Annotated in this window: 13 protein-coding genes; 8 read left to right on the top strand and 5 right to left on the bottom strand. The window is 70.4% G+C overall.

Translation table 11 applies throughout. The features are described from left to right. The first annotated feature begins 8 nt into the window (after window positions 1-8). The 4 genes from chvE (at window position 9) to AB0J40_RS28345 (ending at window position 4,677) form a co-directional block, all read left to right on the top strand. A complete protein-coding gene (gene chvE, locus AB0J40_RS28330) occupies window positions 9-1,115 on the top strand; it encodes a multiple monosaccharide ABC transporter substrate-binding protein (RefSeq protein ID WP_364458330.1) in 1,107 nt (368 codons plus the stop codon). Then, a complete protein-coding gene (mmsA, locus tag AB0J40_RS28335) occupies window positions 1,112-2,632 on the top strand; it encodes a multiple monosaccharide ABC transporter ATP-binding protein (RefSeq protein ID WP_364458333.1) in 1,521 nt (506 codons plus the stop codon). Before chvE ends, mmsA begins: the two co-directional genes overlap by 4 nt. Continuing rightward, window positions 2,629-3,849, top strand: coding sequence for a multiple monosaccharide ABC transporter permease (mmsB, locus tag AB0J40_RS28340; RefSeq protein ID WP_364458336.1), 1,221 nt, complete (start codon window positions 2,629-2,631; stop codon window positions 3,847-3,849). Before mmsA ends, mmsB begins: the two co-directional genes overlap by 4 nt. A 135-nt stretch (window positions 3,850-3,984) precedes the next feature. Then, the gene (locus AB0J40_RS28345) at window positions 3,985-4,677 is read left to right on the top strand and encodes a hypothetical protein (RefSeq protein ID WP_364458339.1); all 693 of its coding nucleotides are present in this window, start codon (window positions 3,985-3,987) and stop codon (window positions 4,675-4,677) included. Window position 4,678: 1 nt separating this feature from the next. Here the strand turns inward: AB0J40_RS28345 and AB0J40_RS28350 are convergent, their stop codons facing one another. Beyond that, on the bottom strand, window positions 4,679-6,118 hold the full coding sequence (locus tag AB0J40_RS28350; RefSeq protein WP_364458342.1) for a DUF1996 domain-containing protein: 1,440 nt from the start codon (window positions 6,116-6,118) through the stop codon (window positions 4,679-4,681). A 252-nt stretch (window positions 6,119-6,370) separates the two neighbouring features. On the opposite strand from AB0J40_RS28350, the gene AB0J40_RS28355 reads away from it, so the two are divergent. Beyond that, window positions 6,371-7,192 (top strand): substrate-binding domain-containing protein, encoded by an 822-nt coding sequence (locus AB0J40_RS28355; RefSeq protein ID WP_364458345.1) that lies wholly within the window; start codon window positions 6,371-6,373, stop codon window positions 7,190-7,192. A 14-nt stretch (window positions 7,193-7,206) separates the two neighbouring features. Here the strand turns inward: AB0J40_RS28355 and AB0J40_RS28360 are convergent, their stop codons facing one another. The 3 genes from AB0J40_RS28360 to AB0J40_RS28370 all read right to left on the bottom strand — a co-directional run bounded on the left by AB0J40_RS28360 (window position 7,207) and on the right by AB0J40_RS28370 (window position 11,270). Beyond that, window positions 7,207-8,430: a cytochrome P450 gene (locus AB0J40_RS28360; protein ID WP_364458348.1), complete on the bottom strand. Its 1,224-nt coding sequence runs from the start codon at window positions 8,428-8,430 to the stop codon at window positions 7,207-7,209. Between the two features lie 112 nt (window positions 8,431-8,542). Next, a complete protein-coding gene (gene glpK, locus AB0J40_RS28365; RefSeq protein ID WP_364458351.1) occupies window positions 8,543-10,492 on the bottom strand; it encodes a glycerol kinase GlpK in 1,950 nt (649 codons plus the stop codon). Between the two features lie 10 nt (window positions 10,493-10,502). Continuing rightward, window positions 10,503-11,270: an IclR family transcriptional regulator gene (locus tag AB0J40_RS28370; RefSeq protein ID WP_364458354.1), complete on the bottom strand. Its 768-nt coding sequence runs from the start codon at window positions 11,268-11,270 to the stop codon at window positions 10,503-10,505. A 153-nt stretch (window positions 11,271-11,423) separates the two neighbouring features. Between AB0J40_RS28370 and AB0J40_RS28375 the strand changes: the two genes are divergently transcribed. The 3 genes from AB0J40_RS28375 to glpD are packed head-to-tail and all read left to right on the top strand — an operon-like array spanning window position 11,424 to window position 15,498. After that, window positions 11,424-12,245: an MIP/aquaporin family protein gene (locus AB0J40_RS28375; RefSeq protein WP_364458356.1), complete on the top strand. Its 822-nt coding sequence runs from the start codon at window positions 11,424-11,426 to the stop codon at window positions 12,243-12,245. 29 nt (window positions 12,246-12,274) lie between these two features. Then, entirely contained in the window at window positions 12,275-13,792 is a 1,518-nt protein-coding gene (gene glpK, locus AB0J40_RS28380; RefSeq protein ID WP_364458359.1) for a glycerol kinase GlpK, read from the top strand. Between the two features lie 2 nt (window positions 13,793-13,794). Further along, a complete protein-coding gene (gene glpD / locus AB0J40_RS28385) occupies window positions 13,795-15,498 on the top strand; it encodes a glycerol-3-phosphate dehydrogenase (protein ID WP_364458362.1) in 1,704 nt (567 codons plus the stop codon). A 10-nt stretch (window positions 15,499-15,508) separates the two neighbouring features. On the opposite strand, the gene AB0J40_RS28390 is transcribed toward glpD, so the two are convergent. Continuing rightward, window positions 15,509-16,378 carry an aminoglycoside phosphotransferase family protein gene (locus AB0J40_RS28390; RefSeq protein WP_364458365.1) on the bottom strand — a complete coding sequence of 290 codons (870 nt, stop codon included), beginning with the start codon at window positions 16,376-16,378 and terminating at the stop codon, window positions 15,509-15,511. Window positions 16,379-16,415: the final 37 nt, after the last annotated feature.

Here is a 16,415-nt window from a genome sequence, read left to right on the forward strand (position 1 = left end):
AAGGAACAATGAAGTTCAGCACCAGAGGAATCGCGGCGCTCGCGGCCGCGGGGCTCGCGCTCACGCTGTCGGCGTGCGGCTCGAGCCAGAAGACCGCGGACCAGACGGCCGCGCCCGGCGCGAGCGCCGAGGGCAGCCTGGTCGGCGTCACCATGCCGACGAAGTCGTCGGAACGGTGGATCCACGACGGCGACAACATCAAGGCCGCACTGGAGAAGCTCGGCTACAAGGTCGACCTGCAGTACGCCGAGAACGACATCCCCACCCAGGTGAACCAGATCGAGAACCAGATCACCAAGGGCGCCAAGCTCCTGGTCATCGCCTCGATCGACGGCACCGCCATCACCACGCAGCTGCAGGAAGCCGCCGACAAGAAGATCCCGGTCATCGCCTACGACCGGCTGATCCGCAACTCGCCGAACGTCGACTACTACGCCACCTTCGACAACTTCAAGGTCGGTGTCGAGCAGGCGAACTCGCTGGTCAAGGGCCTGGGTGACGGGCCGGGGCCGTTCAACATCGAGCTCTTCGCCGGTTCCCCGGACGACAACAACGCGACCTTCTTCTTCAACGGCGCGATGTCGGTCCTCAAGCCCCTGATGGACAGCGGCAAGCTGGTCGTCAAGAGCGGCCAGACCGACTTCGCCCGCGCGGCCATCCTCCGCTGGGACCCGGCCACCGCGCAGCGCCGCATGGAGGACCTGCTCACCAAGACCTACACCGGCGGCGCGAAGGTCCAGGGCGTGCTCTCGCCGTACGACGGGCTGTCGATCGGCATCCTGTCGGCGCTGAAGAGCAACGGCTACGGCACCGCCGGCCAGCCGTACCCGATCGTCACCGGGCAGGACGCCGAGGTCGCCTCGGTCAAGTCCATCATCGCCGGTGAGCAGTACTCGACGATCTTCAAGGACACCCGCAAGCTCGCCGACACCACCGTCAAGATGGCCGACGCGGTGCTCAAGGGCGGCAAGCCCGAGGTCAACAACACCACCGACTACGACAACGGCAAGAAGGTCGTCCCGTCCTACCTGCTGCAGCCGGTCACCGTGGACAAGGCGAACTACCAGAAGGAACTCGTCGACTCGGGCTACTACACGGCAGGTCAGCTGAAATGACCGAACTGCTCGGCATGCGCGGGATCACCAAGACCTTCCCCGGGGTCAAGGCGCTGTCGGACGTCACCCTTTCCGTGCGCCGCGGGGAAATCCACGCGATCTGCGGGGAGAACGGCGCCGGGAAGTCCACCCTGATGAAGGTGCTCTCGGGCGTCTACCCGCACGGGAGCTACGACGGCGAGATCACCTTCGACGGGCAGCGGTGCGAGTTCGGGTCGGTGCGCGACAGCGAACGGCGCGGGATCGTGATCATCCACCAGGAGCTCGCGCTGTGCGGCCAGTTGTCGATCGCGGAGAACATCTTCCTCGGCAACGAACAGGCCAAGCGCGGCTGGATCGACTGGAACCGCACCAACCACGAGGCCGGCGCGCTGCTCAAGCGCGTCGGCCTCGCCGAAAACCCCACCCGGGCGGTGCAGGAACTCGGGGTCGGCAAGCAGCAGCTGGTCGAGATCGCGAAGGCACTGTCCAAAGAGGTCAAGCTGCTCATCCTCGACGAGCCCACCGCGGCGCTCAACGACGACGACTCGGCCCACCTGCTCGATCTGCTGCGCGGGCTGCGGGACGAGGGCGTCACGTGCGTGATCATTTCGCACAAGCTCGGCGAGGTGACGGCGATCGCCGACACCGTCACGATCCTGCGTGACGGCAGGACGATCGAAACCCTCGAAGCGGCGGGGCTGACGGAAGAACGCATCATCACCGGCATGGTCGGCCGTGACCTCGAGCACCGGTTCCCGCCCCGGGAACCGGAGATCGGCGAAGAGGTGCTGCGGATCGAGGACTGGACGGTGCACAGCCCGACCCAGGCCGGCCGCGTCGTCGTCGACCGCGCGTCGCTTTCGCTGCGGCGCGGGGAGATCGTCGGCCTGGCCGGGCTGATGGGCGCGGGCCGCACCGAGCTCGCGATGAGCGTGTTCGGCCGGTCGTGGGGCAAGGACATCTCCGGCCGGATCCTCAAGCACGGCAAGGAGATCGACGTCCGGTCGGTGCAGGACGCCGTGCGCCACGGCATCGCCTACGCCACCGAGGACCGGAAGCGCTACGGGCTCAACCTGATCGAGGACATCCAGCGCAACGTGTCCGCGGCCGGGCTGGGCAAGCTGGCCAGGCGCGGCTGGGTCAACGAGCACGCCGAGCACGACACGGCCAACCGCTACCGCCGTGACCTGCGGATCAAGGCGCCGAGCGTGCAGAGCGTGACGGGGAAGCTGTCCGGCGGCAACCAGCAGAAGGTCGTGCTGGCCAAGTGGATCTTCACCGACCCGGACGTGCTGATCCTCGACGAACCGACCCGCGGCATCGACGTGGGCGCGAAGTTCGAGATCTACACGATCATCAACTCCCTCGCCGCCCAGGGGAAGGCCGTCCTGGTCATCTCCTCCGAGCTGCCGGAGCTGCTCGGGCTCTGCGACCGGATCTACGCGCTGTCGGCGGGGCGGATCACCGGCGAGGCCAAGCGCGAAGAAGCCACTCAGGAACTGCTGATGCAGTACATGACGAAGGAACGGGAATGACCACGACCGAAGCGCGGCCCGCCGTGCCCCCGGTTGAGCGCTCCAAGCGGAGGATCTCGATCAACCCGCGCCAGAGCGGCATCTACGTCGCGTTCGCGCTGATCGTGGTGCTGTTCGAGGTGCTCACCGGCGGCGCGCTGCTGGAACCGCAGAACATCTCCAACATCATCGTGCAGAACAGCTACGTGCTGATCCTCGCGATCGGGATGATCCTGGTGATCATCTCCGGGCACATCGACCTGTCCGCCGGGTCGGTCGTCGCGATGACCGGCGCGGTGTCGGCGGTGCTGATGGTGAACTCGCACATGCCGTGGTTCTGGGCGGTGCTGATCACCCTCGTCGTGGGCGCGGTGATCGGTGCGTGGCAGGGCTACTGGGTGGCCTACTTCGGCATCCCGGCGTTCATCGTGACGCTCGCCGGCATGCTGGCGTTCCGCGCGCTGACCCTGACCGTCCTGGGCAACCAGGGCATCGGCCCGTTCCCGGACGCGATCCGCACGCTGTCGAACGGCTTCACCGACGGCTACCTCGGCAACGTCGGCCTCGGGCCGCTGGGCGGAGCCGACCTGGTGTCGCTGCTGGCCGGCGTCGCCGCGGTGGCCGGGATCGCGTTCACGCAGTGGCGCAAGCGCATGGGCAGGCTGGGCTACGGCCAGGACGTCGACCCGTTCCCGATGTTCGTGCTCAAGCTGGCCGGCATCGCGGTGCTGGTGCTCGCGCTGGTCGTGCAGCTGGCGCGGTTCAAGAACCTGCCGTGGGTCCTGATCCTGCTGACGGTGCTGGTGCTCGGCTACTCGCTGGTGGCCGGGAAGTCCGTGTTCGGGCGGCACATCTACGCCGTCGGCGGCAACCTGCAGGCCGCGACGCTTTCGGGCGTCAAGGTCAAGTCGGTGACGTTCTGGATCTTCGTCAACATGGGCGTGCTGGCGGCGCTGGCCGGGATCATCTTCGCCGGCCGGCTCAACCAGGCGGGCCCGACGGCGGGCGTCAACTTCGAGCTCGACGCGATCGCGGCGGCGTTCATCGGCGGCGCGGCCGTCCAGGGCGGCGTCGGCAAGGTGGTCGGCGCGATCACCGGCGGCCTGATCATGGCGGTCATCAACAACGGGATGTCCCTGATCGGCGCGCCGAGCGAGCGGGTGATGCTGGTGAAGGGCGTCGTGCTGCTGGCCGCCGTGGCGTACGACATCTGGACGAAACGCCGCGCGGCTTCCTGAGCCCCGGCGTCGAAAGGGGCTTTCCCGTTTCGACGGGAAAGCCCCTTTCTTTTCGAAGTTCTCGAATTGCTTGACCGGGTGGTAACGGGACGGTCATAGTGCTGGTGAATCCCTCACCAGTGGAGGACCCATCCCATGCACAAAGCCGTGCGTTCCCTCGTGGTTTCCTTGAGCGTAGCCGTTTCCGTCGTCGCCTCGGCCGGCGTCGCTTCGGCGGCAACCTGGTCGTCTTCGGACAAGTGGGCGACCTGGTCCAACGGCGGGTACACGATCCGCAACGACGTCTGGGGCAGTGGCGCCGGCCCGCAGACCATCTGGGCGAATTCGTATTCCAACTGGGGGGTCTGGTCGGATCAGCCGAACACCGGCGGCGTGAAGTCGTACCCGCATTCGGCGAAGAACGTCGGCAAGAAGCTGAGCGCGCTCGGAAAGGTGTCGAGCAGCTTCGGCGTCAGCCGTCCCGGCAGCGGCGCTTACGAGACGGCGTATGACATCTGGGCGGACAACAACGCCTACGAAACGATGCTGTGGATGAACAAGCAGGGCGCGGTCGGCCCGCTCGGCAGCAAGCAGGCGACGGCCACGGTCGGCGGCCACACCTGGGACGTCTACCGGGGATCGAACGGGTCGAACGCGGTGTTCTCGTTCGTCCGCACGTCGAACACCAACGCGGGCACGGTCGACGTGCTGGCGGTGCTGAACTGGATCCGTGCCCGTGGCTGGTTCGGTGACGTGACGCTCGGCGAAGTCCAGTTCGGCTTCGAGATCACCTCGTCCGCCGGTGGACTGGACTTCGCCGCGAACAGCTACTCCGTCACCACGTCCTGACCTACTGGTTGCAGCGCTTGCCGGTGTTGATGCAGTTGACGACCTGGTTCATCAGGCGCTGGCCCATGACGTTGGCGAAGTCGTCGTGGTCCGACCGCGGGTTGTGGCTCTCCTGCGGGAAGGCGTCCACTTTGTACTGGCCCTTGACCTGGATGTCGTGCGGGATGTCGTAGACCAGCTTGATGACCAGCTGCGGCACGTTCTTGAACCCGGCCGGGCACTTGCCCTGCTGGTCGGCGAACACGATGTGCGTGCGGTGGTTGGCGCTGTCGATGTTCTTGCCGTCCCAGCAGTTCGGGAAGGCGTGGATCCGCTCGACCCGGCTGCCCTGCGGGCAGATCGGGTAGTGGTCGGTGAGCCGGTCCTCGAAGCCGGTGCACGTCCAGCTGGGCCGGGCGTTGGCCGGGCCGTTGGTGCTCTGCTTGGCGTCGCCGTAGAGGATGCGGAGGAACTGCGGCATCGCGACGACCTTGTTCGCGCCGCCGCTGGTGAACGTGATGGTGGCGGAGCGGACGCGCTGGATCTCGCCGTCGTTGCCCGCCACCTCGTTCTTGTCGTTGACGCCGGGCAGTTCGCCCGCCTGGCCGGTGCTGTTCTGGCCGCCGTTGTCGAGCCCGCCCTGGCCGTTCTGCTTGAGCACGCACGCGGCGAGCCCGCCCAGGTTCGTCGGCTTCGCGGCCCGGCGGCCGATCGCGATGGCGATCCGGTCGATCGTGGCCACCCGCTTGTCCTTCAGCGGGCCGACGACGGCGTTCTGGATGTCCTGCGGCGTCTTGAGGTCGCCGTTCGCGATCCGCTTGTTCGCTTCGTCGATCTGCTTGTCGAGCAGGTCGAGGTTGCGGTTCACCTCGTCCATGGCCTGGTCCGGGACGTCGGGGAGCTTGCTCGCGACGTCGGGGCAGTCGACCTGGGTGCTCGCCTTGTCCTTCGCGCTGCCGGCGCGGTCGGGCTGGGTGGCGGGCGGGTTCTCGTCCTCTTCGCCGGTGTCGATGCGCACGACCGGCCAGAAGTAGGCGGACTTGTCGCCGTTCTTGCACGTCGTCCCGGCCTTGGCCAGGCTCTTGTTGTTCGAATCGGCGTTCGTCGACAGGTTGCCGACGTAGTCGTGCAGGTGCTGGGCACCGTTCTTGACACCCGGCTGGGCGATGAAGTTGTCGGGGTTGAAGTGCTGGTTTTCGTTGCGCCCGCAGTCCACGGTGAACGTGCCGCGCGCGCCTTTCTGCTGCAGCGCTTTGTTCACGTTAACACCGGAGGGCACCTTCGCGATGTCGATGAAGAACGACGCGTCCGCGGGATCGGCGCTGGCCTGGCCGGTGCGCCCGGCCGTGGTCGCGACGACGATGCCGCCGACCGCGAGCGCGAGGGCGAGGCCGCCGGTCGCGATCTTGGTGCGGCGGGTGATGCGATGTCTGCCCGTGGCGGGGGAGGTTTTCCGGGGCAATGGTCACCTTCTTCGGTTTTTCCGGGCACGACGGGGAAAGCTGCGTGCCCGAGGGGAGACGCGCGAAACCCGGGGAGTGGCACCGCGGGCGCGGGAATCGGGGAACCGCGCCCGGTGTCACTGGTTCCGGCACTGGCTGAAACGGCCGCGGTGAAAGCCCGGTTCAACGCCGTCTTCGCGCGTTATCGTTTCGTTATTTATGGAAGGTGAAGGAAGTTCACGTCTGGGGGTGTGATCGTTAACATCGAGAACATGACCGACGACGACGCGGGTCCCAGAGGTTCCCTGCCCACGCGGCGCCGGGGCACCCTCGGCGTGATCGCCGGCGGCACGGCGGCGTCCGGGCGGGTCCTGAACGGTCTGCGCGCCGCCGCGCGCGAACACGGGTACGCCCTCGTCGTCTTCGGCGTGCCGGGCCGTGGCCGGGCCGCGGTGCCCGCCGCCGCGGCCGGCCTGCTGCTGCAGGGCGTGTCGGGAATCGTGGTGGTCGACGCCCACCTGGTCGCCGAGCTGTCCCCGGTCGCCGGCGTCCCGCTGATCCCGGCGGCGACGGCCGACCAGTACGAAGGCGCCCGACGGGCCACCGAGCACCTCCTGGACCTGGGCCACCCGACGGTCTGGCACCTCGGCGGCCCGGAGGACGGGCCGATCGCCCGCGCCCGCGAGCGCGGCTGGCGCGAAACCCTCGAGCTCCACGGCGCGGAGGTCCCCCCGGTGGTCCGCGGCGACTGGTCGGCCCGGTCCGGCTACCGCGCCGGCCAGTCCCTGGCGGTCGAACCGGGGGTGGGCGCGGTGTTCTCGGCCAACGACCACATGGCGCTGGGCCTGCTGTCGGCGTTCACGGAAGCGGGGATGCGCGTCCCCCGCGACGCGCACGTGGTGGGTTTCGACGACGTCCCGGAGGCGGCCTACTTCGAGCCCCCGCTGACGACGGTCCGCCAGGACTTCCTGGCGGCCGGGCGGCAGACGCTGGCGGAGCTGGTGGCCCGGATCGACGGCGTGCCGGCGCCTCGCCGGCCGGTGGAGACCGAACTGGTGGTGCGGGAGAGCAGTCGCTGCCTCAAGGGCACCTGACGCCGGTTCGCGGGTCACCGGGTCAGCGGCAGCGCCGCCATCCCGCGCAGCGCCGGGTTGGGGCGGCGCTGCGCTTCGCCGCCGATCCGCAGCGCCGGGAACCGCTTTCCCAGCTGTTCGAGCAGCACCGTCATTTCGAGCCGCGCCAAGGCCGCGCCGAGGCACAGGTGCAGGCCGTGCCCGAAGAACAGCGCTCGGCCGCCGTCGCGGGTGATGTCGAAGCGGTCCGGGTCGGCGAAGCGCGCGGGGTCGCGGTTCGCCGACCCGGCGAGGATCACCACGACATCGTCCGCCGGGATCTCCCGGCCGTCGAGCACCGCCGGCCGGGCGGCCGCACGCTGGCTCATCTGGGCGGCCCCGTCCCACCGCAGGATCTCCTCCGCCGCGCCCCCCGCCAGCCCCGCATCACCGGCGAGCAGGGCGAACTGGTCCGGGTGGGTCAGCAGTGCGTGGACACCGTTGCCCAGCGCGCCTGCGGTGGTTTCGTAGCCACCGCCGAACAACACGAGCAGCGCGTTGAGCACTTCGTCCTCGGACATCGGTTCGGCGCCGGCGGCGGGCCGGGCCAGGAGCGCGGAAGTCAGGTCGTCACCAGGTTCGGCGCGCCGCAGCGCGATCAGCTCCGTGAAGTAGGCCCGGTAGTCGAGCGCGGCCGCGTCGACCTCGGCGCGCAGGTCAGGCGACATCGCGGGGTCGACCTGCTTGCCGATCAGGTCGGTGACCCGGCGGAGCCGGTCGTGGTCGGTTTCGGGCACACCGACCAGGTCGCCGATCACGGCCATGCCGAGCGGGTAGAGGACCGTGCCGACGAACTCCGCCGCGGTCCCGTCCGCCGTGGCGTCGGCGAAGCGGTCCAGCACCCGGTCGACGGCCCGGCGGACCGCGGGCTCCAGCCCCTGCACGCGCCGGACGGTGAAGTCCCGCATGAGCAGGCGGCGCTCACGCGTGTGGTCGGGCGGGTTCTTCCACGGCAGGAGATCGGCGAACAACGCCATCGCGGCGTTGTCGCGCCAGCCCGGCGTGTGCCGGTCGCGCCACTGCGCGTCCAGCACCCGGAAGGTCTCGCCGTCGGCGAGCACCGCCTGGCAGTCGGCGAACCGGCTGAGCACCCAGCCGCCGAAGACTTCGCTGCGGAAGATCGGCGCCTCCTCGCGGAGCTTCGCGTAGACCGGGTACGGATCGGCGAGCCCGGCCGGGGTGGACAGAGACAGCAGGGCTTCGTCGGCGGCTGCGGACATGGTGCTCCCTCCAGCGGTGAACCGGTTCCCGCAGTCTTCTCCCGGATCCCGCGCCGGGGCAGGGATCGGGACCCGCTTCACCCGGATGGCAGGCCTGGCTCCGGCCTCGGCCTCAGAGCGTGAGGCGGTCGCCGAGTTCGCGGATGTGGGTGGCGCTCCCGCAGTCGAGGTCGAGCTGGCGGCGGCGTTCCGCGACGAACGCCCGCCCGAGGCCCGTGCGGTCCGATGTGGACATCGTGCGGCGTAGGTCGTTCAGCAGCCCGCGTTCCTCTCCTCGCACGTGCCCGTCGACCACGTTCTCCAAGCGCAGCAACGCCTTCTCGAAGTCGTCGGCTTCGAGGACCGCCAGGAGGTCGTCGGCGAACGGGGTGCCGGCCGAGCCGGGGCGGACGATCCGCTCGGTCGCCGTCGCGTGGGCCACCAGCAGGGCCGCCAGCTCCGCGACCAGCGCCGGGCGGTCGGCCTCGGCGTTGCGAAGGTCGCGCAGCAGCTGCTCGAACCGGCGGTGGTCGGCCAGCAGCACCTCGACCAGGTCCGACCCCGGTGCGGCGGCGGCCGGGCCGGGGCGCATCCACCCGAACGTCAGCTCCACCGCCTGGCGCCAGTGCCCGTACTCGGTGTCGCGGCGGGCCGGGTCCATCGCCGGCAGCCACTGCCCGGCCCGGTGCCAGTTGCGCCGCAACCCCTCCAGGTCCGGCCAGTACCCGACCGACAGCCCCGCCGCGTAAGCCGCGCCGAGCGACACCGTCTCCGCCACCATCGGGCGGACCACCGGCACGTCGAGGACGTCGGCGATGAACTGCATCAGCAGGTTGTCGGCAGTCATCCCGCCGTCGACCTTCAACGTCGAAAGCGCCAGCCCGGAGTCGGCGTTCATCGCGTCGACGACCTCGCGGGTCTGCCAGCCGGTCGCCTCCAGCACCGCCCGCGCCAGGTGGCCCTTGGTGATGTACGACGTCAGACCGGCGATCACGCCGCGTGCCTCGCTGTGCCAGTGCGGCGCGAACAGCCCGGAGAACGCGGGCACGATGTAGCAGCCGCCGTTGTCCTCGACGGTCCTCGCGAGGGTCTCGATCTCGGGCGCGCTGCCGATCAGCTCCAGGCCGTCGCGGAACCACTGCACCAGCGACCCGGTGACGGCGATCGACCCTTCCAGGGCGTACACCGCCGGCTCGTCGCCGATCTTGAACCCGACCGTGGTGAGCATGCCGTGGGTGGAGAGCACCGGCGTCGGGCCGGTGTTGAGCAGCAGGAAGCTGCCGGTCCCGTACGTGCACTTCGCCTCGCCGGGCGCGAAGCAGGTCTGGCCGAACAGCGCGGCCTGCTGGTCGCCGAGGGCGGCGGCGATCCGGATGCCGGGCACCACGCGGGACGTCGTCCCGTAGACCTCCGTCGACGACCGGATCTCCGGCAGCATCGCGCGCGGGACGTCGAAGAACTCCAGCAGCTCGTCGTCCCAGTTGAGCGTGCGCAGGTTCATCAGCATGGTGCGGGAGGCGTTGGTGACGTCGGTGACGTGCACGCCGCCCTCGGCGCCGCCGGTGAGGTTCCAGATCAGCCAGCTCTCGATGGTGCCGAAGAGAACGTCGCCGCGCTCGGCGCGTTCGCGCAGGCCCGGCGTGCGTTCGAGCAGCCAGCGGACGCGCGGTGCGGAGAAGTACGTGGCAAGGGGGAGGCCGCACAGCTGCCGGACGCGGTCGGCGCCGGGTTCGCGGGCGAGCTGTTCGAGCATGGCGTCGGTGCGGGTGTCCTGCCAGACGATCGCCCGCCCGACGGGGTTGCCGGTGTGCCGGTCCCACAGCACGGTGGTCTCGCGCTGGTTGGCGATCCCGAGCCCGACGACCTGGTCGGCGGTCGCGCCGGCGTCGGCCAGCGCCTGCGGGACGATCCGGGAGAGGTTGCGCCAGATCTCGACGGCGTCGTGCTCGACCCAGCCGGGCCGCGGGAAGTGCTGCTGGTGCTCGCGCTGCACGACCGAGACGAGCCGGCCGCGCGCGTCGAACAGGATGCACCGGGTGGAGGTGGTGCCCTGGTCGATGGACATCACGTACCGCTGGACCATGGTCCTCCCTTCACCATCGGGACGCACCCAGATCCCGCGACACCGCGCGCGCCGCGTCGCGGACGTGGCCCAGCAGCCGGGGGCTCGGGCTGCCGTCCGGCTCGCAGATCCGCTCCACCGCGCCGGACACCCCGATCGCGCCGACCACGATGCCGCCGTGGCCGCGGATCGGCGCCGCGATGCCCGCCTCGCCGGCGATCATCTCGCCGTTCTCCGCCGCCCAGCCCGCTTCGCGCACCTTGCCGCAGGCGCGCTTGATCGCGGTCTGGGTGACCAGCGTCCGGCGGGTGTAGGCCTCGGGTTCGCCGGTGCGCAACGATGCCACGAGAGTCGTGTCGTAGGCCAGCAGCACTTTCCCGAGCGCCGTCGCGTGCAGCGGCAGCAGCGTGCCGACGTCGAGGGTCTGCAGGCTGTCGTCGGGCCGGAACACGTGGTGCACCACCAGCACCCGGCCCTCCAGGGGCGCGCCGATCCGGACCGCCTCGCCGCTGCGGGCGGCCAGCGCGTCCGCCCAGTTGATGGCCCGGGACCGCAGCTCGTTGACGTCCAGGTAGCTCGTGCCCAGGTGCAGCAACGCCGCGCCGAGCTGGTACTTGCCCGTGTCGCGGTCCTGTTCGACGAACCCGACGCCCTGCAGCGTGCGGAGGATCCCGTGCGCGGTGCCCTTCGCCAGTTCGAGGGACTCGGCGATCTCGCCGACACCGAGGCGGCCCGAGCCGCGCGCCAGCAGCCGCAGGATCGCGGCGGCGCGTTCGATGGACTGGATCGGACCGGGCACCGCGCCAACCTAACCCGACCGGCCCCGATTCGACAATGTCGAACATCCACACCGGCCGTTCGACAATGCCGACCGGTGTCCGTTGACCCCTCCGCAACCCGAACTTAACTTTCCTTCACCAGGGGGAATGAACGGTCCTTTGTGGAGGAAGCAATGGTGCGAAACCTCAAGGCCCACGGGCTCGCCGGCGAGATGGCCGCCGAATTCGTGGGGACGATGATCCTCATCCTCTTCGGGTGCGGGGTGGTGGCGCAGGTCGTCGCCGCGGGCATCGGGGACCACGACAGCATCGCCTGGGCCTGGGGACTCGGCGTCACGCTCGGTGTCTACGTCGCTTCGCGGATCAGCGGCGCGCACCTGAACCCGGCCGTGACCGTTGCGCTCGCGGTCTTCAAGGGCTTCGAATGGCGCAAGGTCGCCCCCTACGCCCTGGCCCAGACGGCCGGCGCGTTCCTCGCCGCGCTGCTGGTGCGCTGGAACTACACCGAGGTGCTCAACGCCAAGGACCCGGGTCTGACGATCAAGACCCAGGGGGTGTTCTCCACCCTTCCGGGTAACGGGACGCTGCCGGTGGGTGACTGGGGCGCCTTCCGCGACCAGATCATCGGCACCGCGATCCTCGTCCTGGTGATCTTCGCCATCACCGACCTCCGCAACACCTCGCCGGGGGCGAACCTGGCCCCGGTCGTCGTCGGCTTCCTCGTCGTCGCCATCGGCATGGCCTGGGGCACCGACGCCGGCTACGCGATCAACCCCGCCCGCGACTTCGGCCCGCGGTTCGCGTCCTGGCTCACCGGCTACGACACGGCGTGGTCCGACCAGTACGGCTTCCCCTACTGGTGGATCCCGATCGTGGCGCCCGTCATCGGCGCGGTCATCGGCGGCGCGATCTACAAGTTCTTCATCGAGCGGTACCTGCCCGCCGGAGAACCCCTGGACGCCATGCCCGCCAAGGACTTCGAGCCCGCCAACTGACCCCGCCGTTCGACCAGAGGAGCACGACCATGCCGGACTTCGTCGGTGCCGTCGACCAGGGCACGACCAGCACCCGCTTCATGATCTTCGACCACGGCGGCAACGAGATCGCCCGCCACCAGCTCGAGCACGAGCAGATCCTGCCCAAGCCGGGCTGGGTCGAGCACGACGCCACCGAGATCTGGGAACGCACCCGCTCGGTCATCGCGACCGCGCTCAACAAGGCGAACCTGACCGCGGGCGACCTCGCCGCGCTCGGCATCACCAACCAGCGCGAGACCACCGTCGTGTGGAACCGCCGGACCGGCCGCCCCTACTACAACGCGATCGTCTGGCAGGACACCCGCACCGACCGGATCGCCTCGGCGCTGGAACGCGAAGGCAAGGGCGACGTCATCCGCCGCAAGGCCGGCCTCCCGCCCGCGACCTACTTCTCCGGCGGCAAGCTGCAGTGGATCCTCGAGAACGTCGACGGCGTGCGCGAGGACGCGGAGAAGGGCGACGCGCTCTTCGGCACCACGGACTCCTGGCTCATCTGGAACCTCACCGGCGGCCCGGACGGCGGCGTGCACGTCACCGACCCGACCAACGCCTCCCGCACGATGCTGATGGACCTCGAAACCCTCGACTGGGACGACGAGCTGCTGTCGTTCTTCAACGTCCCGAAGCAGATGCTGCCCGCGATCCGGCCGTCGTCGAACCCCGGCTTCTTCGGCACCACCCGCGCCGACGGCCCGCTCGGCGGCGAGGTCGCGCTCACCGGCGTCCTCGGCGACCAGCAGGCCGCCACCGTCGGGCAGGTCTGCTTCCGGCCCGGCGAGGCCAAGAACACCTACGGCACCGGCAACTTCCTGCTGCTCAACACCGGCCACGAGCTGGTCCGCTCCAAGCACGGCCTGCTCACGACGCTGTGCTACCAGTTCGGCGACGACAAGCCGGTCTACGCCCTGGAGGGCTCGATCGCCGTCACCGGCTCGGCCGTGCAGTGGCTGCGCGACCAGCTGGGCATCATCAGCGGCGCGGCGCAGAGCGAAAGCCTGGCCCGCCAGGTCGAGGACAACGGCGGCGTCTACTTCGTCCCGGCGTTCTCCGGCCTGTTCGCCCCGTACTGGCGCTCGGACGCCCGCGGCGCGATCGTCGGGCTCACCCGCGCCACGACCAACGCCCATCTGGCGCGGGCGACCCTGGAGGCGATCTGCTACCAGACCCGCGACGTCGTCGAGGCGATGCAGAACGACTCCGGCGTCACCCTCGACGTGCTGCGCGTGGACGGCGGCGTCACCGCCAACGAGCTGTGCATGCAGCTGCAGGCCGACATCCTCGGCGTGCCGGTGTCGAAGCCGGTCGTCGCGGAGACGACCGCGCTGGGCGCCGCCTACGCGGCCGGGCTCGCGGTCGGCTTCTGGTCCTCGACCGACGAGCTGGAGCAGAACTGGAACGAGGACAAGCGCTGGGCGCCGACGTGGACCGGCGAGCAGCGCGCCGAGGGCTACGCGGGCTGGCAGAAGGCCGTCGGCCGCACGCTCGACTGGGTCGACGTTCAGTGACCATGAGGAGGAACACCGTGACCGCACTTTCCCCGCAGTACCGCGCCGACGCTCTGCGGAAGCTGGCGAACGAAGAGGTCGACGTCCTGGTCGTCGGCGGGGGAGTGACCGGGGCGGGCGTCGCGCTGGACGCGGCGTCGCGCGGCCTGGAGACCGCGCTGGTCGAGGCCCGCGACTTCGCCGCCGGCACGTCCAGCCGGTCGTCGAAGCTGATCCACGGCGGCCTGCGCTACCTCGAGCAGCTGGACTTCAAGCTGGTGCGCGAGGCGCTCAAGGAGCGCGGGCTGCTGCTGCAGAAGCTGGCCCCGCACCTGGTGCGGCCGGTGAAGTTCCTGGTGCCGCTCAAGCACCGGGTGTGGGAGCGCGGGTACATCGGCGCCGGCGTCACGCTGTACGACACGCTGGGCGGCGCCCGCGCGCTGCCGCGGCACCGGCACCTGTCCAAGCGCGGCGCCGCCAAGGTGGCGCCGGGCCTGGCCGACGACGCGCTGATCGGCGCGATCCAGTACTACGACGCCCAGGTCGACGACGCCCGCCACACGATGACCATCGCGCGGACGGCGGCCGAGCAGGGTGCTTCGGTGCTGACGCGGGCTCGCGTCACTTCGCTGCTGCGCGACGGCGAGCGGGTCGTCGGCGCGAAGGTCGTCGACCGCGAGAGCGGCGCCGAGATCGAGGTGCGGGCGAAGACCGTCGTCGCCGCGACCGGTGTCTGGAGCGACGACATGGCGGAGGCGGCCGGGATCCCCGCGCCGTTCACCGTCCGCGCGTCGAAGGGCATTCACCTCGTGGTGCCGCGGGAGAAGATCGACCTCGACACCGGGCTGATCCTGCGTACCGAGAAGAGCGTGCTGTTCGTGATCCCGTGGGGCCGGCACTGGATCGTCGGCACCACCGACACCGAGTGGGACCTCGACCGCGAGCACCCGGCGGCGAGCCGCGCGGACGTCGACTACGTGCTGGAGCACCTCAACGCCGTGCTCCGCACGCCGGTGACGCACGACGACATCGAGGGCGTCTACGCGGGTCTGCGCCCGCTGCTGGCGGCGAAGGCGGCCGCGACGACGAAGCTGTCGCGGGAGCACGCCGTGGCGCACCCGGTGCCGGGCCTGGTGATCGTGGCGGGCGGCAAGTACACGACGTACCGGGTGATGGCCGCGGACGCGGTCGACGTCGTGGTCGAGGAACTGGACCGGCCGGCGCCGCCGTCGTGGACCGACCGCCTGCCGATCGTCGGCGCCGAGGGTTACCACGAGCTGTGGGCGGACCGGCACTCCGTGGCTTCGCGGACCGGCCTGTCGCTGTCGCGGGTCGAGCACCTCCTGCAGCGGTACGGGACGCGGATCTGGAACCTGGTTTCGCTGATGGAGGAGGATCCTTCGCTCGGGGAACCGATCACCGAGACGTCGGAGTACCTCCGCGTGGAGGCGGTGTACGCGGTCACGCACGAGGGTGCGCTGCACCTGGAGGACGTGCTGACCCGGCGGACGCGCATCTCGATCGAGGAACGCGACCGCGGCGTGGCGGCGGCGCCCGTCGTGGCCGGGCTGATCGGCCCGGAGCTGGGCTGGGACGCCCACCGCGTCGACCGCGAGGTGGCCAATTACCTCGCCAGGGTGGAGGCGGAGCGGTCGGCTCAGGAGGCACCGGACGACGCGGCGGCGAACGCCACCCGCCTCGCGGCGCCCGCGCTGCTGCCGAGCTGATCCGGGGTGCTCACGGAGCTGGGACGCAGCCCAGCTCCGTGAGCACGAACCGGGCGTTGGCCGAGATGACCGGGTTCGTGTGCCGGTAGTAGGGCAGCTGGATCACCGCCATCGACAGCGCCCGGCCGCGGCCGCGGGCCCAGGTCGCGTCGTCGGCGCCCACGGCCTCGCGGAACGTGTGCCGGGTGGCCGCGGTCAGCAGGTTCCACGCGGGGATCAGGTCGCACGCCGGATCGCCGACCCCGGCCGTGGCCCAGTCGAGCACCCCGCTCAGGCGGCCGTCGCGCAGCAGCAGATTGCTCGGCATCAGGTCCGCGTGCACCCAGCTCGGCTCTCCTGTCCATTGTGGAGCTTCGAGCGCCTCGGCCCAGGCGGCGAGGGCCGCCGCCGCGTCGAACGGCTCGTCGGTGCGGCACAGCTCCGCGATCGCCCGGCGGGTGGGCGCGTCCACTGTGGACAGCGGCTGGCCGCGGAAGGCCGGGGGACCGCCCGCCGGGCGCGCCCGCAGGGCACGCACGAACCCCGCCAGGTCGCGCGCCGGTGCGTCCTGGCCTTCGTGCGCCGGTGAACCGTCGAGCCAGCCGTGCACCGCCCACGGCCACGGGTACCCCTCGGCGGGTTCGCCGAGCGCGACGACGGCGGGCACCGCCGCCGGCAGCCCATCGAGGACCCGGGTTTCCTTCGCGATGTCACCGGCGCCGCCCGCGGTCAGGGGGAGCCGGACGGTCAGGCCGGCGCCGAGGCGGTACACCGCGTTGACCGTGCCGCCGGAGGCCAGGGGAGTGACCGGCAGGTCCGCCCAGCGCGGGAACTGCCCGCGCACCAGGCGCCGGACCAGGGTGGTGTCGATGGCGTGCTCGTCGGCGTGCATCCGGCCCATGTGATCACCGAACCACGCACGTCAACGCGGTTTCCGT

The organism is Amycolatopsis sp. NPDC049691, assembly GCF_040675005.1.
GTDB lineage: Bacteria > Actinomycetota > Actinomycetes > Mycobacteriales > Pseudonocardiaceae > Amycolatopsis.